This window comes from Mesorhizobium sp. L-8-3 (assembly GCF_016756615.1).
Classification (GTDB): Bacteria; Pseudomonadota; Alphaproteobacteria; order Rhizobiales; family Rhizobiaceae.
In genome coordinates this window covers 7,518,958-7,537,820 of sequence record NZ_AP023262.1, presented here as the reverse complement: position 1 = coordinate 7,537,820, position 18,863 = coordinate 7,518,958, and the positions used below count along the sequence as shown (strand labels likewise).

At 62.1% G+C, this 18,863-nt stretch carries 16 protein-coding genes and 1 tRNA gene; 10 read left to right on the top strand and 7 right to left on the bottom strand.

Going from position 1 to position 18,863, the window contains the following annotated elements:
• Positions 1-316 precede the first annotated feature (316 nt).
• Positions 317-1,180: a hypothetical protein gene (locus JN302_RS34860; RefSeq protein WP_202330608.1), complete on the top strand. Its 864-nt coding sequence runs from the start codon at positions 317-319 to the stop codon at positions 1,178-1,180.
• Positions 1,177-3,624: a tetratricopeptide repeat protein gene (locus tag JN302_RS34855; RefSeq protein ID WP_202330607.1), complete on the top strand. Its 2,448-nt coding sequence runs from the start codon at positions 1,177-1,179 to the stop codon at positions 3,622-3,624. Before JN302_RS34860 ends, JN302_RS34855 begins: the two co-directional genes overlap by 4 nt.
• A 245-nt stretch (positions 3,625-3,869) precedes the next feature.
• On the opposite strand, the gene JN302_RS34850 is transcribed toward JN302_RS34855, so the two are convergent.
• Both JN302_RS34850 and JN302_RS34845 read right to left on the bottom strand, forming a co-directional pair.
• A complete protein-coding gene (locus tag JN302_RS34850) occupies positions 3,870-4,136 on the bottom strand; it encodes a hypothetical protein (protein WP_202330606.1) in 267 nt (88 codons plus the stop codon).
• Positions 4,137-4,291: 155 nt separating this feature from the next.
• A tRNA-Gly gene (locus tag JN302_RS34845) sits at positions 4,292-4,365 on the bottom strand.
• A 126-nt stretch (positions 4,366-4,491) separates the two neighbouring features.
• Between JN302_RS34845 and JN302_RS34840 the strand changes: the two genes are divergently transcribed.
• Positions 4,492-4,755, top strand: a complete 264-nt coding sequence (locus JN302_RS34840; protein ID WP_202330605.1) for a DUF6460 domain-containing protein — start codon at positions 4,492-4,494, stop codon at positions 4,753-4,755.
• A 4-nt stretch (positions 4,756-4,759) separates the two neighbouring features.
• On the opposite strand, the gene JN302_RS34835 is transcribed toward JN302_RS34840, so the two are convergent.
• Positions 4,760-5,662, bottom strand: a complete 903-nt coding sequence (locus JN302_RS34835; RefSeq protein ID WP_202334550.1) for a histone deacetylase family protein — start codon at positions 5,660-5,662, stop codon at positions 4,760-4,762.
• Positions 5,663-5,792: 130 nt separating this feature from the next.
• On the opposite strand from JN302_RS34835, the gene JN302_RS34830 reads away from it, so the two are divergent.
• On the top strand, positions 5,793-7,130 hold the full coding sequence (locus JN302_RS34830) for an MATE family efflux transporter (protein WP_446720696.1): 1,338 nt from the start codon (positions 5,793-5,795) through the stop codon (positions 7,128-7,130).
• Positions 7,131-7,298: 168 nt separating this feature from the next.
• Here the strand turns inward: JN302_RS34830 and JN302_RS34825 are convergent, their stop codons facing one another.
• Together JN302_RS34825 and JN302_RS34820 are read right to left on the bottom strand one after the other, a co-directional pair.
• Positions 7,299-8,384, bottom strand: a complete 1,086-nt coding sequence (locus JN302_RS34825) for a quinone-dependent dihydroorotate dehydrogenase (protein ID WP_202330603.1) — start codon at positions 8,382-8,384, stop codon at positions 7,299-7,301.
• The gene (locus tag JN302_RS34820; protein ID WP_202308863.1) at positions 8,381-8,740 is read right to left on the bottom strand and encodes a DUF952 domain-containing protein; all 360 of its coding nucleotides are present in this window, start codon (positions 8,738-8,740) and stop codon (positions 8,381-8,383) included. The genes JN302_RS34825 and JN302_RS34820 overlap by 4 nt, the downstream gene beginning before the upstream one ends.
• 107 nt (positions 8,741-8,847) lie before the next feature.
• Here JN302_RS34820 and JN302_RS34815 point away from each other — a divergent pair, with 107 nt between their 5' ends.
• Together JN302_RS34815 and JN302_RS34810 are read left to right on the top strand one after the other, a co-directional pair.
• A complete protein-coding gene (locus tag JN302_RS34815) occupies positions 8,848-9,264 on the top strand; it encodes a hypothetical protein (RefSeq protein ID WP_202330602.1) in 417 nt (138 codons plus the stop codon).
• Positions 9,265-9,394: 130 nt separating this feature from the next.
• Positions 9,395-10,054 (top strand): response regulator, encoded by a 660-nt coding sequence (locus JN302_RS34810; protein ID WP_202308862.1) that lies wholly within the window; start codon positions 9,395-9,397, stop codon positions 10,052-10,054.
• Between the two features lie 10 nt (positions 10,055-10,064).
• On the opposite strand, the gene JN302_RS34805 is transcribed toward JN302_RS34810, so the two are convergent.
• Positions 10,065-13,538, bottom strand: coding sequence for a PAS domain-containing hybrid sensor histidine kinase/response regulator (locus JN302_RS34805; protein WP_202308861.1), 3,474 nt, complete (start codon positions 13,536-13,538; stop codon positions 10,065-10,067).
• A gap of 281 nt (positions 13,539-13,819) precedes the next feature.
• Between JN302_RS34805 and mscL the strand changes: the two genes are divergently transcribed.
• The 3 genes from mscL to JN302_RS34790 all read left to right on the top strand — a co-directional run bounded on the left by mscL (position 13,820) and on the right by JN302_RS34790 (position 16,722).
• Positions 13,820-14,239: a large conductance mechanosensitive channel protein MscL gene (gene mscL / locus JN302_RS34800; protein ID WP_202308860.1), complete on the top strand. Its 420-nt coding sequence runs from the start codon at positions 13,820-13,822 to the stop codon at positions 14,237-14,239.
• Positions 14,240-14,572: 333 nt separating this feature from the next.
• A complete protein-coding gene (locus JN302_RS34795) occupies positions 14,573-16,300 on the top strand; it encodes a peroxidase family protein (RefSeq protein ID WP_202330601.1) in 1,728 nt (575 codons plus the stop codon).
• A gap of 17 nt (positions 16,301-16,317) precedes the next feature.
• On the top strand, positions 16,318-16,722 hold the full coding sequence (locus tag JN302_RS34790) for a hypothetical protein (RefSeq protein ID WP_202308858.1): 405 nt from the start codon (positions 16,318-16,320) through the stop codon (positions 16,720-16,722).
• A gap of 28 nt (positions 16,723-16,750) precedes the next feature.
• Here JN302_RS34790 and JN302_RS39480 read toward each other — a convergent pair whose 3' ends face one another.
• Positions 16,751-18,061 (bottom strand): tetratricopeptide repeat protein, encoded by a 1,311-nt coding sequence (locus JN302_RS39480; protein ID WP_244846100.1) that lies wholly within the window; start codon positions 18,059-18,061, stop codon positions 16,751-16,753.
• A gap of 129 nt (positions 18,062-18,190) precedes the next feature.
• Here JN302_RS39480 and JN302_RS39475 point away from each other — a divergent pair, with 129 nt between their 5' ends.
• Positions 18,191-18,784 carry a hypothetical protein gene (locus JN302_RS39475; RefSeq protein WP_244846099.1) on the top strand — a complete coding sequence of 198 codons (594 nt, stop codon included), beginning with the start codon at positions 18,191-18,193 and terminating at the stop codon, positions 18,782-18,784.
• The last annotated feature ends 79 nt before the right edge of the window (positions 18,785-18,863 follow it).

Genomic DNA, 18,863 nt, shown 5'->3' with positions numbered 1-18,863 from the left:
TGCTTGCGGCGGGTGAAGACTTGTGGCTGGAGCGGTGTCCGCGCCGAGAGCGATACTCACCCGGTCGGGGGCGAAAAACCACAAGTAGCCGATCCACTGCAGACCGATGATTGGCCAGATGATCCACGAAATGGTGTCGGTCTCTCTGCGCTCCCGCGGATTGTGCTCGATCTGCATGGGCAAGACATACTCGACTTAGGCTTTGGGGAAAAGCGCTAACGGGTTCGACGTCGGCTGAGGGCCGGTTCGGCAGGAAAAGCTGGACGTTGACTCGCTTTTCGTATTCTGGACAACTTGCAGCATGCGAGGGGAGATCATGTCCGGATTAGTGGGGAGTGACGATCTGTGCGCGCATTGTAAGTCAGTGGTGCCGCGCCATGTAAGAGATTGCACCGTTTGTGGTGAAGCAGTTGGCTTCCCGAATGTGCGTGCAGCAAAAGAGGCTGGCGAAGTAGCGGCGCTAGGTCTTCGCCACGAGAAAGCGTTTGTTTCTGCAAGGGCAGCCTCATACGAGACTGAATTAGTTGAGTTCGGCGAAGAAGTGTCTAAATCGGAAGCTGTCATCGCTCGATCTATGAGTGTTTTAGACAGATTGGTGAATATGGAAAGCTCGCTTCTTTCGACGTATCATCAAGAGGTAAGATCAAATGGTCGTGTTCCGCAAGATAATAGCTGGGACAAAGGGCGTGATGCGGCCGATAGTACAATAAATCCAAACTACTACCAAAATTTACACTTTGCCGCGTTGTCACTTAACGGGCGTGGGGTTGATCACTATGGCTCTTGTCACATCACCCTTGTTGAGACAGCCATTGCGAACAGGGCATCAGTTTTCGAAGAGAACCCCTTCATATTCAGTAAAAAGCATAGTGTGGTGGTCGGTTCCCAACCACCAAAAGGTTATAGAGCGACCTGGGCCGACCGCGGCAAACTCGCTCAAGCCAAACTTCACCATAAGCTCAAGAAAGGAATGAACCCGAGCGAATTTGTCGGGATCTTGGTCGATCAGGGCACTGGCGACGGCAACGAAGACTTCATTGAAGTCCATGTCTACGGAGCCCTAAGTGGCAAATCGATTGGGCGTGTGTTAGCGTTGGCGCCCAAAGGCGCGGAACGCCACGTGTGGCGTAGCGTTAGAAAGAAACTGGTGACGGCCGGGCTTGAGGTCGAGGAAATATGATTCAAGCGGTTGTATCTGGGCAGTCGGGCGGCTACGCAATCGCCAGCGGCGATGCGTTAGTCGTAAGCTACTTTGACCCCGAACGGAGCCATACTGTTCGCTTCGGCGCTCCTTTGTTTTCGGGGGTTTTAGACGCAGAGTGGATTCAACTTGAGAGTGAGAGTGATGTAAGAAAAGAGGCATTGCTCCGGTACAATGTATATCTTGGTTGGCGTCTTACTCTTTTGCTGTTCGATGAAGATGAGGACGAAGATGATAGGATTTCTATAGCCCAGGATCTGGACAAGATTATTTCAAGCGAGGATGTCCGAGCATTAGTCGAAGCGAGGCTGTTTAGTAAGCCGTTACCCCAAGGCGTCGACTGGCCCAATTTTGAGCATCTTAATTGTGAGTTTGTTCGATCATTGCTAGCCGAGTGGAGATCACTTCAAGATGCAATTCGCATTGTCAGAGATGCTTTCGATAGTGTAGATCAAGGCCATTTTTCGCCGGATGCTCCATATGATGAATTTGAAAGTATCGCGGTTCGACGAGGCTGCTTCAGCACGTTAGTTCGCGCGATAACTTCCGAAGAAAAGCGTAACATTGCAATCCTGTCGTTGTTTACGACGCTGGCCGATGTACCTGGCTCTCGCAAGGTAGTAACTGCGTGGACGAAGGATTTTAAGCAAAAAGCAAATGGACGAACTCTGGAGCCTGAACGGGAGGACGCAGACCTCGATGGCTATCAAGGCTTAGACGGATGGGCGTCCCATCAAGCGTTCCAGAATGTCAGGAGGCAGCAAAAGGCAATTGTTGAGAGGCTCCAAGAAGGCAACATTGAAGGAGCGAAGAGATTTACATCCGAACTGGTTCAGTCTCAGTTGGGAAACAGCCAAGACACAGAGTTCGTTGCGAAGTCGCTCTGCAAATTGAGCCAAGAAGCAAAAGCACTGGAGCTTTGGGACGTTCAATTGGAGTGGGCGAATTGGGCGGCTCAATTGCGGCCTAGTGATCCTTGGACGCATGGTCAGGAAGCCGATGCGTTGATTAACGTTGGCCGACTGTTAGAGGCCCAAGCGGCTCTCGATAGGGCGGCCGCAGCAGGTGACCGTCTCTACGCAGCGACGGGCCGTGCTCGAATATTGAGGGAAACAGGGCAGCTTAAGGAGTCCCGTGCAGCCTATCTTCGTGCCTTCGAAGAGCATTCAAGTGAGCCTGATGCTGTGCATGCCCTCGTAGGGGCTGCGGCAGTGGCTAGAGAGATGGGTGATCTGCAAGTCTCGCTTCGAGAATTCAATACGACTCTGAATAAGTATCCGGGTGAGTCATTTGTCCTGGTTAGTAAGGCTGCAACACTAATCGAGCTAGGCGAGTGGCGCGAGGCAATAAAAGCTCTTGACGCAGCGCGTGAAATTAGTCCGGGAGATGTTGCAATTAGCCTGCAGCGGGCGTCTGTTTATAAGCTTGGAGGACAGCTCGACTATGCTATTCGCGAATACTCGCGGATGGTCACTCGGCATCCATACTATCCCCAAGCTCACTATGGTTTGATTGACACATACCGCACAATGGAGCGTTTTGTTGATGCAAGCACTGCACTCAAGGCTGCGTTGGACCGTTTCCCAAAGAATGGGATGTTGATAGCACTTGGTGCCGACATTCAACGTGAAAGCGGTCGGCCCCAAGATGCGCTCCGAAGTTTGGAAGCACTGATAGCGCGTGGCAGTTCTTACCATGACTCCCGCATAGTTGGCGCATTGGGCAGGCTGTACAGGGCGGCATCACGCAATGCCGATGCATTGGCGCTGGTAGATAGAGCCGTCGCTGAAAACCCGAAAAATATGTGGCTGAAACTAGATCGTGCGGACCTTCTAATGCGTCTTGGGTCGGTAGCCGAGGCCTTGAAGGCATTTGACGAACTTCTGTTAGATCAGCCTAAGTCAGTAAGAGCGCTAAATGCGAAAGCCAGTTTGCTTGGCGCCGTCGGGCGTTTGTCGCACGCGCTTGAAGTTCTTCCCAATGCAAAGCAGCCGCAGACTCAAGATGAGTGGCGATCTTTTATCCTGAAAGGAATACTGTTGACGCGCCAGGGGAAAGGAAAGGACGCCTTAATCCATCTTAACATTCAACCAGGCAGTATACCGTTTGCAAAAGAGAGAAGGCTTTTTTCGAATGCTGTTGCGCTAGCAGAGTTGTCTGTAGGGAGGACCGACGCAGCTGCGGCCATTTCCCAAGATAAGCAAGGGGAGTTGGCTAACGTGATCTATTTCCATACGTTAGCGGCCACGCGTAGCCCTAAAGCACAGAGAGCGTACCGTGAAATGTCCGGACTGACCGAGAGTCTGGTTGTCCTAAAGGACGAAATCGCGCGGCAGTACCGAGTTATCGATGGTGGACCTCAGTACTCGAAGCAGTGGCTGTTTGAAATGGAGCAGAACGCTCTAATGTTAGAAGCCGCCTAAAGCGGTTATTGCATCCGTCATTTTGCAAAGGCCTCTACGCAACGCTGGGGCCCAAGTGCACGTCGTCAGCGACCGGTCTTGAGGTGTTGATGGCCTCTTGGCATTTCGGACGCGGAGGTCAGCCAGGCCCTCCGGGAGAGCAGGGCCATTCGGGCGCAGGAGGAAGTGCAGGCATCGCGGGGTCATTGAGAGCCGACTACGCCCATCAATTGTGAGCCGAGACAGTCACCCTCTCCCTAGCCTCCCTAGCCGGATGTGTCAGCCGACATTACACCATCGAGCCTTGCGCCGCGGGAGCGGCCATTGCTGCCTGGACGCCGCGCTGGATTTCCGCTGGAGTGGTTCTGGCGAGGTGAGGTCTTGGCCTTGTCGGAGGTGGCATAGGGCGGGGGCTGGAGGACGCCGTTCATCGCCGCCTCGACCTGGGCCGGCAGCACGAAAAAGAAGAAGCCCAGCCCGGCCACCACCAGCAATCCCAGAGCCCAGGCGAAAATACGGATGCCGCGTTTCATGGAACTCCCCCGCTGGAGCGACGATTCGTCCGGGATCATCGCCGAAAGATTTGGGGGCGGATAGCGCGAACCTGCACGTTGCCAGGGGATGAACTCGACGTCTGTCGATGCCAGGCGCGCGTGAACCAGCAAAGAACGGCTGATATCTTTCGTGTTGGAGCGGGTAGCGGGAATCGAACCCGCGCGTTCAGCTTGGGAAGCTGACAAGCTACCATTACATCATACCCGCGCGGGCATCTGCCTAGCATGAGGCCAGGATATCGGCAATGCAAAAAGCTGGAGCCGGAACCGCGCCTTGATGCCGGCATGGCGAACGCGTATCTCGGGGCGCGGGAACAGGATGCGGAGATTTGGCATGTCGGCATTGACGCGGTTTCTCGGCGACACGCCGGGCAGGGTGCTGCTGAAACTGGTCGTCGTCTCCTTCATTGCCGGCCTCGTCATGAGCGCCTTCGGCTGGTCGCCGATGGACGTGGTCTACGGCATCCGCGATTTCTTCCTGCGCATCTGGAACATGGGTTTCGCGGCGCTGGATACGTTCATCGGCTATTTCCTGCTCGGCGCGGCCGTGGTCGTGCCGGCCTTCCTGATCCTGCGGCTGATGAGCTATCGGCGCTGACCCGTCACACAAAATCCGCCGCCACCTCGAACAGGGTGGCGTGGCGCTCCGACACGGCTGCGGCGTCGTTCGAATAGCCGCCGCCCAGCACGCCGCAGACCGGGATGCCGCGCTCGCGGAAATGTGCGATGACCATATGGTCGCGGGCGCGCAGGCCGGCATCCGTCAGCGCCATCCGGCCGAGCCGGTCGGCGTGATGCGGGTCGACGCCGGCATTGTAGAAGACGAGATCCGGCTTCGATCGCCGTTCCAGCGCCGGCAGGGCGTCGCGCAGCGTCGCGAGATAGGCTTCGTCGCCGGTTCCGTCTGATAGGCCGATGTCGAGGTCGGACGCGATCTTGCGGGCGGGATAGTTGCGTTCGCCGTGCATGGAGAAGGTGAAGACGCGAGGCTCGCCGGCGAAGATATCGGCTGTGCCGTCGCCTTGATGGACGTCGAGATCGACGACGAGGATGTTTTCGGCCGCGCCCTCTGCCAGCAGAAGCGACGCCGCCACGCCGACATCGTTGAAGGTACAGAAGCCTGCGCCCTGGCTGCGTCGCGCGTGATGGCTGCCGCCGGCCGTGTTGCAGGCTATGCCGTGCTCCAGTGCCAGCCGGGCGGCGAGCACGGTGCCGGCGGAGGCCAGTTGGGCGCGCAGCGACACCCGATCGCCCACGGGAAATCCGATGTCGCGCTCGATGGGTGGGGGCACTGCGCAGGCGAGCACCTGGTCCACATAGAGGCACTTATGCGCCAGCCCCAGCCAGGAATGCGGCGCAGGCTCTGGCACATGAAGCGCGCCGTCTTCAGCGAGGCCGCGCAAGCGCAGAGCATCCATCAACAGCCGGTACTTGCCCATCGGAAATCGATGCCCGGCAGGGAACTTCGCGTCATAGTCGGGATGGTGGACGATCGGCAGCTTCATTGCCGCCAATCTATCGCATCCGCCGCGCCCTACAATCGGCTTGGGGGGCGACCGATAATCTTGGGGTTTGAAGTCCGGCGCCGGCGATGCCATCAATGCGTCCATGCCGGCAACCCTCGCGGAGCACCCCTTGGCGCATTCTTCCTCAGACACGGTGCTCCGCAATTTCTCGGTGACCAACCGCATGGTGCTGGCGATCGCCGTGCCGATGACGCTCGCCTATCTCACCACGCCGCTGATCGGTGTCGTCGGTACCGCCGTCGTCGGCCAGTTCGGCGATGCCGCGCTGATCGGCGGCCTGGCGGCCGGCGCCATTGTCTTCGACGTGGTCTTCGCAACCTTCAACTTCCTGCGCTCCGGCACGACGGGGCTGGTCGCCCAGTCCTTCGGGCGGGGCGACCGGATCGAGGAGCAGGCCGTCTTCTGGCGCGCGCTGGCCGTAGCCGCATTCTCGGGCGTGTTGCTCCTGCTGCTGGCGCCGGCCTTCGTCTTGGCTGGAACGGCCTTCCTGGGCGCGGAAGCGGACGTCAATTCGGCTCTCGAGACCTATGTCTTGATCCGCTTCATCGGCGCGCCCTTCGCCCTGGCGAACTATGTCGTGCTCGGCTACGTGCTCGGCCGCGGCGAAGCGGCGTTCGGTCTGTTGCTGCAGGTCGTGCTCAACGGCACCAATATCATCCTGTCGCTCTATCTCGGCCTTCATCTGGGATGGCGAATCGAAGGGGTGGCCTGGGCCGCGGTGGCGGGAGAGCTCGCCGCGCTCGTCTTCGGCATGGCGCTCCTGGCCGTGCGTTTCCGCAAGGCCGGCTTCCCGCCGCTCGGACGCATCGCGCATCTCGGGGCGTTCGGGCAGATGATGTCGCTCAACCGCGACATCATGATCCGCTCCTTCGTCCTGCTTGGAGCCTTTGCGCTGTTCGCGCGGCAGGGCGCGCAATTTGGCACGCTCACGCTCGCTGCCAACGCGGTGCTTATGAACTTTTTCCTCGTGGCCGGTTACTTTCTCGACGGTTTTGCAACCGCTGCCGAGCAGCTTGCCGGCCGCGCCATCGGCGCCCGCGACCGCACGGCCTTTTCAGCCGCCGTCAGGCTGTCGGCGGTCTGGGGGTTCGGGCTCGCCCTGGCGACGACGGCGACCATGCTCCTGTTCGGCAAGGAACTCGTCGCGCTGGTTACCACCGCGCCCGATGTGCGCGCCGCCGCCGGCACCTATCTGCCCTGGGCCGCCTTCACAGCGGTGAGCGGCGTGCTCGCCTTCGAGATGGACGGCGTCTTCATCGGCGCCACCTGGTCGCGGGATATGCGCAACATGATGCTTTTGTCCTTCGCCGTCTTCCTGGCGGCGCTGCTGACGCTGGGCGCTGCCTTCGGCAATCACGGCCTGTGGGGCGCTCTCCACCTGTTCCTGCTGGTGCGCGGCGCGAGCCTGCTCGCCGTGCTGCCGCGCCGCGCCCGGTCGACGTTTTGAGGAGGTGCGTTTCCATCGGTCGATATGATCGACCGATGGAGCGCGCGGCTGCGTGGCCCACGCCCGTCAGAGCGCCGCGCGTCCACTTGGACGCGCTAAGGACGCCCTGCCACTATTGAGTGCCGCATCGTGCTTTCCGAGTACGATTTTCGGGCCGATGCGCCAGTGTCAATCGAGAGGCCGCGCCGCCCAATGGTCGAGCCTCGAGTCGCGGATCGAGCGGATGTTCGACAGCCCCTCTCTCTCGGCGAAGTCGGTCATGCCGCGCACGATCCGCGAAGGCAGCGACGGTCCGGCATAGACCATGCAGGAATAGAGCTGCACAAGGTCTGCCCCGGCGCGGATCTTCTCCAGCGCCGTGTCGGCGGAACTGACGCCGCCGACCCCGATGATGGCTCGGTCCGGGCCGAGCAGCCGGCGCATCTTGGCGAGCACGATCGTCGAGCGCTCGAACAGCGGCGCGCCGGACAGGCCTCCGGCCTCGCTGGCGAAGGCACGGCTCTTGAGGGGAGGGCGCGCGATCGTGGTGTTGGAGACGATCACCCCCTCGACATTCTTCTGCGTCACCTCGGCGGCGACATCGTCGAGATCGGCCTCATGCAGGTCAGGGGCGATCTTGAGGAAGACCGGCACGGACTGAGCACCGGCCGTGTCGCGTGCAGCCATGACCCGTGCCAACAGTTCGGACAGGCTCTCGCGCGCCTGCAGGTTGCGCAGGTCGGGCGTGTTGGGGGAGGAGATGTTCACCGTGAGGTAGCTGGCGACGCCGGCGAAGCGGCGGACCCCTGCCTCGTAGTCGCCAACGCGGTCGGTGCTGTCCTTGTTGGCGCCGATATTGACGCCGACGATGCCCTTGCGGCCGGATCGCGCCCGGAGGCGGGCCAGGGCGCGCTCGTGGCCCTCATTGTTGAAACCGAGCCGGTTGATGATCGCATTGTCCGCTGTCAGCCGGAAGATGCGCGGACGCGGATTGCCCTGTTGCGGCAGCGGCGTCACGGTGCCCACTTCGGCAAAGCCGAAACCAAGGCCGAGCAGGGCGTCCGGCACCTCGGCGTTCTTGTCGTAGCCCGCGGCCATGCCGAGCGGATTCGGAAAGTCGAGGCCGCAGACGGTGGTTCTGAGCCGCTCGGAGGAGGTCACGCGGCCGCATATGGGCAGGCCGCTCTTCAGCGCCGATAGCGACATGCCGTGCGCCGTCTCCGGGTCGAAAGCGAACAGCGCCTGCCGACCGATCCACTCGAAGGGTCCGATCATCCTCCGAAATCCGGGAATTGATCCGGGAAGGCGTGCGCTCCGGAAGGGCCGACGGGCAGCGGCTTCACCCAGCGCACGGCCGAAAGCGCGAGCGGCGCATAAAGATGCGGGAACAAGGCGCCGCCGCGCGAGACCTCATATCTGAGCGCGTCGCCCAGCCTGGCCGCATCGACGGCCACCAGCAGCAGTCCGTGTTGGCCGGCGAAGTGTTTCGCCGCCGTCTCCCTGGCTTGCTCGGCCGTCGAGAAATGGATGTAGCCGTCGGTCAGGTCGATCGACGCGCCGTTGAACACGCCGGCCTTCTCGGCTTCGCGCCAGAGCCCCTCAGGGCAGATCTTGTAGATGGTCGCATGCATGGCCGGGCTATAGTCCGAAAGGGGCCGCAGGGAAAGGTGGCCCCGCCGGCGCTTCGCATTTTGGACGTAAAGAAGGAGCACACTCGGTCGTGCCCATGGAGGACATCATGCGACGCGTTCTGTTCCTGGTTCCCGCCTTCGTCGGATTGGCCGTCCCCTCCGTGACCGCAGAGGAGCCGGGCCGCTACACGCTTGAGAAATCCGCGACGGGTTATGCGCGCATGGACACGCGCACGGGCGAGATGTCGATCTGCGAGGAGCGGGCCGGCCAACTGGTATGCAAGCTGGCCGCCGACGAGCGCGCCGCCTTCCAGGACGAGATCGACCGGATGGAGGAGAAACTCGGCGCCCTCGAGCAGCGCCTCGCCGCAGTGGAGCAGAATCCGATCCTCAGCCCGCAGAACCTCCTGCCGACCGACGAGCAGTTCGAAAAGTCGCTGGGCTACATGGAGCGCTTTTTCCGCAGGTTCATGGACATCGTGAGGGACATGGACAAGGGCGCCGACGACCAGCAGAAGACCTGATCGCAGCACAGCCGCCCGCCTGCACGTCTCCGAAGCGGTGCATTGCCGTCTTGAAATGCTCCGGGATCGCCGCATAATCGCGAGAATCCCGGCGAAGCAGAATGAGAGCGGGAGACGACGGGAGGGATCGGTGCCATCAGGCTACAAGTTCGTGATCGCGGACGATCACCCGCTTTTCCGTGGCGCGCTGAAGCAGGCGCTTTCGGTGATGGCCGAGACAACCGATATCATCGAGGCCGGCGATTTCGACGGCACCAAGGCTGTGCTCGGCCAGAACGGCGATGTCGATCTTGTCCTGCTCGACCTGTCCATGCCCGGCGTCAGCGGCCTGTCGGGGCTCATCTCGTTGCGCGGCATCCATTCGGATGTGCCCATCGTCGTCGTCTCCGCGCGGGACGACCCCGAAACGATCCGGCGGGCGCTCGAGCTCGGCGCATCCGGCTTCATCTCGAAGTCGGCCAGCATGGAGGACATCCGCAGCGCCGTCTCTGCGGTGCTCGACGGCGGCGTCACCGCACCGCCCGGCCTCGATCTCGGCGTCGAGCGCGATCCGGAGATCTCGGACCTGATCCGTCGGCTGCAGATGCTCACGCCTCAGCAGACTCGCGTGCTCGGCATGCTCGCCGAAGGCCTGCTCAACAAGCAGATCGCCTACGAGCTGAGCGTGTCGGAAGCGACCGTCAAGGCGCATGTCTCCGCGATCCTGCAGAAGCTTGGCGTCGACAGCCGCACCCAGGCGGTCATCCTGCTCTCGAAGATCGGCACCGATCCGCTGCCGGCCAACGGCTGAGCCAGACATATCACTCGGCGGCGGCCGAGGCCATGCGCCGCGCGCGCGTGACGGCGGCCCGCAGCGCGGCAGGCTTGACCGGCTTGTTGAGCACGGAGACGTCGAGCGCCTCGGCCGCGCTGCGCACTTCGTTGGAGCGATCGGCCGTGATCAGCACGGCGGGCAGGCCCGGGCCGTGGACCAGCCGCAAATTGCGGATGGCATCGAGGCCGGTTTCGCCGTCGAGGTGGTAGTCGGCGAGCACGATGTCGGGGCGCGCCACCCGGTCGAGCGACTGCGAGCCTGCAAGGGTCCTGACCGAGCAGCCCCAGCCTTCGAGCAGGAGCCGCATGCCCTCCAGAATGCGTGGATCGTTGTCGATGCAGAGCACGGACAGGCCGTCGAGCGCGACCGAAGCATGGATGGCGGGCCGCGCGTCGTTCGCGGCCTGGCGCTCCTCTGCTACCGTTGTCGGCAGGATCACGGAGAAGCGTGTTCCCTTGCCGCGACCGGAATCGATCTGGATCTCGAGGCGAAGCACACGGGCGATGCGGTCGACGATCGACAGGCCGAGGCCGAGTCCCTGCGCTTCCCGCGCTCCTTCATCGAGGCGCATGAACTCACGGAACACGATGTTCAGCTTGTCGGCGGGAATGCCGATGCCGGTGTCGAAGACCTGGATCTCGGCAAGTTCGCCGCGCCGCCTTACGCCGACCAGGATCCTGCCCGACCGCGTATATTTGATGGCGTTGGAGACGAGGTTCTGGATCAGGCGCCGCAACAGGTTGCGATCCGTCCGGACGGCGAGCGAGGACGGCACGATGACCAGTTCGAGCTTCTTCTCGGCTGCCAGCGGCTGGAAATCCGTTCCGATCTGGCGGAGCAGGCCGTCGAGCCTGAACACGCTTTCCGACGGCTTCATCGCGCCTGCGTCGAGGCGGGATATGTCGAGCACCGCGCCGAGGATGGTTTCGACCGAATCCAGGGAGGATTCGATATTTGCGGCGGCACCGCCGACCGCGCCGTCGGACTGCTCGATCAGCGAGGAGCAATAGAGCCGCGCGGCGTTCAGCGGCTGCAGGATGTCGTGGCCGACAGCCGCCAGGAAGCGCGTCTTGCCGAGATTGGCCTCCTCGGCAAGCATCTGCGCCTGGGCCAGTTCCTCGTTCACGCGGGTCAGTTCGGCGGTGCGGTTGCGCACCCGCTGTTCCAGCGTCTCGTTGATGCGCTTCAACGCGAGGTCGGCCTGCACGCTGGCGGTGATGTCGGCATAGGTCGCCACGATGCCGCCGTCGGGCATCGGGTTCGAGCGGATCTCCAGTATGCGGCGGCTGGTCTTTAGCTCGATCTTCCAGGGCGTCCCGAAGGTCGTCAGCCTGTCGAGCGTGATCCCCTCGGAATCAGGCGGGATATCGCCGCGCTCGGCCAGGAAACGCAGGATCTGGCTCACCCGGACGCCGACCTGGCCCATGTCGTCAGGCAGGTCGAACAGGTTGCGATACTGCCGGTTCCAGCAGGTCAGGCGAAAATCCCGGTCGAAGACGGTGATGCCCTGTTCCATCTGGTCGAGCGCGATCTGCAGGAGGTCGCGATTGTGCTGCAACGCTTCGGTCGCGTCGTCGAGCAGGCGAAAGGCGTCCCGCGAGGCGCTGTCGTTGCGCTGGAAGAGCAGCGAGAGGATAAGCCGCGCCGAAGAGGAGCCGACGGCGCTGGCGAGCAATTGCTCGGAGAAACGGATCATCGACATGCTCGCCGCGTCGCTGCCGTTCAGTTTGGCGCCTTCGGTCGCCTCGAAGGTCAGGAAGGAGCGCTCGGTCCGCTCCATTCCGAGATAGCGCGCGATCGTGTCCTTCAACTCGTTGACGGTGATGGCGGTGCGGAAGCGGCGAAGGCTCGGCATGGGGCTGGCGTCGCGCGGCACGAAGATCGACGCCTGGATGCGCTCGAGCGGGATCGAGCTGCGCGACAGCGAGCCCAGAACGAAGAACAGCGTGTTGATCGCCAGGCTCCACATCACGCCATGGTTCAGCGGTTCGGCCACTGTGCCGAACAGCGCCTGCGGGCGCAGCGCCTCGAGGCCGAACAGGCCGTCGACGACAACAGGCGTGCCGGGCGCGGCGAGCGACGGCAGAAGCAGCGTATAGGCCCAGACGATGAAACCGCTGGCCATACCGAGCACGGCGCCGCGGGCATTGGCGCCGCGCCAGACCAGCCCGCCGATGAGGGCGGGCGCGAATTGGGCGATCGCGGCGAAGGACATCAATCCGATCGATGCCAGGCGGGCGTTGTCGGTGCTCTGGCGATAGTAGAGGAAGGCGACGAACAGGATGATGAAGATCGCCGCCCGCCGGACATTCAGGATGAGGCTCGACCAGTCCTCGTTGTCGCTGAGCCTCGGCTTCAGCAGCCGCCGCACGAACAGCGGGATCACAAGATCGTTGGACACCATGATCGAGAGCGCCACGCTTTCGACGATGACCATGGCGGTGGCGGCCGACAGGCCGCCGATGAAGGCGACCATCGCAAAGACGTCATGGCCGCTGAGCAGCGGGAGCGACAGCACGTAGAGATCGGCGCTCGTCTTGCCGCCGACCAGCGCCAGGCCGGCAAAGGCGATCGGGATGACGAACAGGTTTATGGCGACGAGATAGAGCGGGAAGATCCAGCTCGCCTTCTTCAGTTCGGCTTCGCCGCGGTTCTCGACGACGGTCACGTAGAACTGGCGCGGCAGCATGATGATGGCGCAGGCGCTGAGCGCGGACAGCACGATCCAGCTCCCGAGCGAGGTCGAGTAGCCGGCAGCCTGCTGCACGGCGGGGCTCGCTGCGAATGCGGCGGCCAGACCGGCGACGTCGCCGAACAGATAGAAGGTGACGAGCGTGCCGACGGCCAGGAATGCCGCGAGCTTGACGACGGATTCGGCGGCGACCGCCAGCACCAGCCCGTCCTGATGCTCCGTCGCGTCGGCGTGCCGTGTGCCGAACAGCACGGCGAACACCGCGAGCAGCAAGGCGACGATGAGCGAGATGTCGCTGACGAAGGGATCGAAGGTCCGCGGCGAACCGCCATAATGCTCCACCATCAGGCTGACGGAGCCCGAGATCGCCTTGAGCTGCAGGGCGATATAGGGGACCGTGCCGACGGTCGCGATCAGTGTCGCGATCGAGGCGACGGCGAAACTCTTGCCGTAGCGCGCGCCGAGGAAGTCGGCGATCGAGGTTATCTTCTCCGTCTTGGCCAGCCGCACGATGCGCCTAAGCAGCGGGAAGCCGAAGAGGAACACCAGCACCGGGCCGATATAGATGGTCAGGAACTCGGGGCCGCGTTCGGCTGCCAGGCCGACCGAGCCGAAGAAGGTCCATGACGTGCAGTAGATGGCCAGGCTGAGCGCGTAGATATAGGGCCGCGAGCGGGCCGACGCGCGACGGCGGTCGCCGATGCTCGCGATGGCGAAAAGCAGCGTGACATAGGCGAGGGCGATGATGACGACGACCCAGCCTTGCACCGGTCGGAACCTCCCGTGCGGCTTCCCTGCCGCCGCTGCAGGCAATCACAGCGGCGCGGTCGAGTCCATCGTCCGAAAGACTGAAACCCGTCGGGCCGGGTCGGGGTTCCTGGCCCGACACGGCGTTGCTGCGGTTTCGGCTGACGTTTCGACACGGCCGGCATGGCCTGGAAGGCAAATTCCTGTTTTGCCACAACAGCTTTTTGTTGTTTTGTTATGGCGTGGACAGGGTCGGACGAATCGTGGCCGGCGCGGTCGTTGGGCAGCTTCAGGAGGATCGAATGCTGAAGGAATTCCAGGAGTTCATCTCCAAGGGCAATGTCATGGACCTCGCGGTCGGCGTCATCATCGGCGGTGCTTTCGGCCTGATCGTCAATTCGCTCGTCGGCGACATCATCATGCCGATCGTCGGAGCAATCTTCGGCGGCTTCGATTTCTCCAACTATTTCCTTCCACTGTCGGGCAACGTCACTGCGGATTCTCTCGAGGAGGCGCGCAAGCAGGGGGCCGTCTTCGCCTATGGCAGTTTCCTCACTGTGGTGATCAATTTCCTGATCCTCGCCTGGATCATCTTCCTGATGGTGAAGGGCGTGAACACGATGCGTCGACGGCTGGTCAAGGAACAGGAAGCGGCGCCCTCCGCCCCGCCCGCGGATGTCCAATTGCTCACGGAAATCCGCGACCTTCTCGCCAAAAAGTAGGATTGCCGCGAAAGTACGCGCGGTGCTCCGGCGCGAATTCTCGCCGAGAACTCCTGCGGATTTATCGGCTTGAATCGGTAGCGATTTTCGGGCCGAACTGGCTGTGAGAAACCGCTCTCTCGCGATTCACGCTGATTTCACGCCGATATCTTAAGACCAGCGGGAAGCTCGATCGCCGATGGCCGTCAATTTCGTGGGGCCCTTCTTTGGCGGTCGAGGGCTTGGGATCGGTACTGATCGGGATGCGAGGCAGCGCCTGGCTTGGCAATCCGAAGGCGGCGCAAGGCCGCACAACCTATAACGGCGCGCTCTGGACAGGAAACGGGCCCATTGATGGGACACGGGAGTGATTCGACCTACGAAACCCTGATCAACCAGCGTCGGGTCTACGATTCGACACGCTCTTCCGGATGCCCGGCCAGTCCGGGCGGACAGATGGGCGCCGGAGAGGTGCTGCGTGGCAGGCATCTCTTTCCGGAACTGGTGGACAAGCCCATCGCGTTGATGGCCGCCCAAGGCGACGACACGCCGGTCGAACGCACTCAAAAGGCGCTCGAGGCCATTTCCAGCCGCATGCTCGGTCCCCGCGATCCAGACGACGGGAGCGAAACGCCGGCAGCCTACACATATTTCGGTCAGTTCGCTTTTCACGACATCGTCTTCAGCCGCGTTTTCGGAGCCGCCGGCGCGTCAGGGAAACATTCGGTCGACAATGCCGTGACGGTCGGTCTCGATCTGTCGGGACTGTATGGCCGTGGTCCGACCGTGGATGCCCATCTCTACGATGCCGCATCCGCTATCGATACGACCCCGTGCCGGTTCCCGATGGGATTGCCTGCAGTGGCCGATCCGACCGTCATTCGTGCCGTCGATCCGGGGGGCAGGGGCAGGGATCTGCCGCGTATCGACGCCGGTGGCGCTTTCCTTGCGGTGTGCGGGCGCAAGTCACCTTACCGTCCCCTGGTCGCAGACCCCAGAAACGACGACAACCTCATCCTTTCACAGCTTCTGTGCGCGCTGATGCAGGCTCACAACAGGTTGGTCGACCTGCAGATCCGGGATCAGGGAGCCACGCCGTTGGACGCCTTCGAGCGGGCGCGTGCCTTTCTCACCAGCGTCTATCGCCGCGTCGTCGTCGACGACTACATGCGTCGGATCCTGTCACCTACGGTGTGGGAGCATTTCTTTGGCGGGCCCGATTTCCGAGGACCGGGCTTCGCGCGACTGAGGCCGCTCTCCGATCTGCCGCTGGAATTCTCGTTCGGCGCATCGCGTTTCGCCCACGGCATGGTGCGCAACCGGTACCGTATCAATCAATCGTTCGACGAGAACCCCGGCACGCTGCGTCAGATCCTGTCCTTTTCCAGCCAGCGCTCCAACGGCGACGTTCCGGTCAGGGAGAACTGGATTGTCGATTGGAGCCGTTTTGTCGGGGGCGACGCGCAGGTGCAGCACGCCCGCCGCATAGGACCGTTCCTCGCGCTCGAACTGGCAACGGTCACGCACACTTCCGATCTCGACGGCACGCCCCGTTCCATCGCGTTCATGGACTGCTGGCGCTGCTATCACCTCGGACTCCCTTCCGGGCAGACTGTCGCGAAGGCCGTCGGCGAGGCCTTGGCAGCGACCAGCCTGGACGTGCCTGTCCTGACGGGACCGGATATCCTTCCGTCCGCCAGGAACGTGGCGCGACACGGTTATGTCGCCAAGGAGCTCGTCAAGATCCTGCAGGCATATCCCGAGTTCCTGGCCCAAACGCCACTTTCCTACTACATTCTGCAGGAGGCGTCCGTCCTGGGCGACGACGGCAACCGGCTGGGTCCCGTCGGTTCATACATCGTCGGCGCTACTGTCGCGTCCGCCCTGTTCAAGACCGACGAGAATGAGATGCGTGCGGGGTCGCTGAGCCTTGCCGTCGAACCGAACGACCTGCCCGGACTGATCCGCATGGCTGACGACCGGCTCGTCACCGACGAGCAACTCGCAGGATATCTCGACCGCTTTATCCATCCGGCCCGATCGGCGCGCGTGCATCGACGGACCGGGGACATTGCCAGCTGACGATCAAGGAGGGAGAAATGGCGAAATTCAAAGACATACAGTTTGAGGCGTTGGGAAACTTCATCCGCAACACGATCAAGGATCCCGCCCTCATCGAGGTATTCAAGAACGGTTCGCAGGAGGAGATCAAGGACCTGCTGCGGGCCTTCATGACGCCGCTCGACAAGACCTGGGACGAGATCACCATCGTTGCCCATTTCGATGAGGACAACGTCGTCAACATCGCTTTCCCCTTTACGGGAGACGTGGAAAAGACGGTCGAGGCGATTGCGCCCGCGGCCGGGCCGGGAGAGGAATACATCTTCCCCGATCACTATACGTTTGATCCGAACGGCGGCTTGACGGACGCCGAGAAACGGGCAAGTCGCCTGCGCGCCTATACCAGCCGCCTGGGCGACTATGTCATGACCCGCTGCAAGTAAGGGGCGGAGACGGATGTGGCCGATCGCGTCACGCCAGTCGCGCGGCGCGATCGACCCCTTCCGCAAGTCTTTCCCGGTCGGCCTCGAGCCGGAGGGGGAAGACATTCTTGAACCACTCGGTCGCCTCGCGGCGCGTCGGCCTCTCGCGATTGTACCAGGCTGCCGAAACGCTCCTGAGGAAAAGGCGGAAATCGGTGCCGGCTTTCGCGTCGTTTCCGAGCAGTGCGTGTGCCGCGGCGGACCAGCCGCGAATGTCGGGGAAAAGGTCGTTGCTCTGCTCGACGGATTCGATGCATCCCCGCAGGTCGCCGGCCAGGAACAGCACCGTGGCCCGATAACCGTGATAGTGCGGCTCGCGCAATGGATTGAGTTCGAAGGACCGTTCCGATAGCTGCGTCGCCCGCTCGTGGTTGCCCATGAATGCGCTGGCGATCGAATATGCCATTAGTGTCGCCGGGTTGGCCGAATTGAGATCATGGGCCAACCCGAAATGGAAATCGGCAAGCTCCCATCGCCGCGCCAGCAGATGGCTCCACGCGAGGTTGACCTGGTTCCGGTGGTCGAGTGGGTCGAGCATGACGGCGGTCTTGGCAAGCTCGAAGGCGCGGTCCAGATCCGCGCCGTCCAAGGGGTATCCCGGCAGGACGATCCAGCGCGAGTTCAGTATCCCTGCCAGGCTCGAATAAGCACAAGCGAGCTTGGGATCCTGACGGATCGCCTCCTCATAGCGGGAAATGGCGGCCGCTTCGGTGTCGGTGCGCCACAGAATGGACAGACGCTGTCCGTCGAGCCAGCTGTCATATGCGGACACGTAGTTGGGCGATTGCTCGTCGAGTCGGTGCAGTCGTGTCGTCGAAATGGCGATCTGGAGGCGCGACGCGACATGCGCGCATATTTCATTGAACACCGTCCGCCATGCAGAGGGTGCAGAAGGCGCGGTCGTCGAGAAGTGTATCGCTCCCGTCGCCAGATCGCGGCACAGGATTTCGAAAGACGGTTCGGCGGGCTCGTCCGGCATCGTTATTACCACCGCAAGATCCGCGTGTCCGCTCGTGACCTTGCGAAGTTCGTCGACCCTGCCGGAGCGGATCAGGGTTCGATCCACCTCGGCATGGATCGCGGTCCAATGCCTGAAGCGCGAAAGGGACGCGGAGAGTTCGCTCACCAGCGCAAACTGGATGTGAGCGTGGCTTGCTCTCTGTTTCTCCGTGACAAGCACGATTGTCGGCCGCTCGACCGCGCTGGACAAGGAAGCAGCGTCTTCTTCGAAGCCGGGCACACTGATGGTCGTGCCCGAGGGAGCGTCCGCGGCCTCCTTGAACTGCTCGAACTGTCGCACGATTTCTCTGGGTGGCGAAAGGTCGAGCTCCGACCTCAGATCAGCGCAATAATGTTCGAAGAAAACGCGTGCCCGAGGGTAACCGCCCTCCCGATACAAAGCGCGCAGCATCTCCGTCACGGCTGCCTCGTGAAACGGTTCGAGGCGAAGCACGCAACCGGCGATAGTCTTTCGTTCGGCCGAAGTCAGGTTGGGCATGTCGAGCGATTTGGACAGTCGGTCCAGAACGCGATCCGCCCAATGCGTCGATGTCATCGCAATCCAGTTGTCGAAGACCGGATCGCAATCCCGAAGTCCTTCGCACAACGATTCGCGGCCGCGCGCCAGCAACACATCGACTTGCGCGAAATTCCGCCTGTCGAGCGCGTTCTGGAGCGCCGAAACGTCACTTTCCAATGCGTCGTGATCAATGCCGACGGAATGTTTGTCGACGACGAGAAAGTCCACGCCTGTCGCGGTCTCGATCTGCTTGAGGTCCCGGATCGACTGTCTCAGCGAGGCCCGGGCATGCTCCTCGTCCCGATCGCTCCACAGCAGCGCCGAAAGCCGCCCACGCGTTTCGTGCGACTGCGCGTTAAGCACGAGATACGCAAGGATTGCGCCCGCTTTCCGCTTGTCGAGGGCATGGACCTTGTCCGAGCTGCGGATTTCGAAGCCACCGATGAGCCTGATTGCGAGACGCTTCCGTGGTGCGGTTTCCTGAGCTCTTTTTTCGACAACTGATGTCGACATCACCACCACGAACTTTCTTCAGGACTAGTCTGAACCGGCAGGGATTTTCAGTTGAACGGCGAAACAGCCA

Excerpts from the sequence above, each read along its gene's own strand:
- JN302_RS34860 (WP_202330608.1), top strand. The coding sequence starts at position 317 with ATGTCCGGATTAGTGGGGAGTGACGATCTGTGCGCGCATTGTAAGTCA.
- JN302_RS34855 (WP_202330607.1), top strand. The coding sequence starts at position 1,177 with ATGATTCAAGCGGTTGTATCTGGGCAGTCGGGCGGCTACGCAATCGCC.
- JN302_RS34850 (WP_202330606.1), bottom strand. The coding sequence starts at position 4,136 with ATGAAACGCGGCATCCGTATTTTCGCCTGGGCTCTGGGATTGCTGGTG.
- JN302_RS34840 (WP_202330605.1), top strand. The coding sequence starts at position 4,492 with ATGTCGGCATTGACGCGGTTTCTCGGCGACACGCCGGGCAGGGTGCTG.
- JN302_RS34835 (WP_202334550.1), bottom strand. The coding sequence starts at position 5,662 with ATGAAGCTGCCGATCGTCCACCATCCCGACTATGACGCGAAGTTCCCT.
- JN302_RS34825 (WP_202330603.1), bottom strand. The coding sequence starts at position 8,384 with ATGATCGGACCCTTCGAGTGGATCGGTCGGCAGGCGCTGTTCGCTTTC.
- JN302_RS34820 (WP_202308863.1), bottom strand. The coding sequence starts at position 8,740 with ATGCATGCGACCATCTACAAGATCTGCCCTGAGGGGCTCTGGCGCGAA.
- JN302_RS34815 (WP_202330602.1), top strand. The coding sequence starts at position 8,848 with ATGCGACGCGTTCTGTTCCTGGTTCCCGCCTTCGTCGGATTGGCCGTC.
- mscL (WP_202308860.1), top strand. The coding sequence starts at position 13,820 with ATGCTGAAGGAATTCCAGGAGTTCATCTCCAAGGGCAATGTCATGGAC.
- JN302_RS34795 (WP_202330601.1), top strand. The coding sequence starts at position 14,573 with ATGGGACACGGGAGTGATTCGACCTACGAAACCCTGATCAACCAGCGT.
- JN302_RS34790 (WP_202308858.1), top strand. The coding sequence starts at position 16,318 with ATGGCGAAATTCAAAGACATACAGTTTGAGGCGTTGGGAAACTTCATC.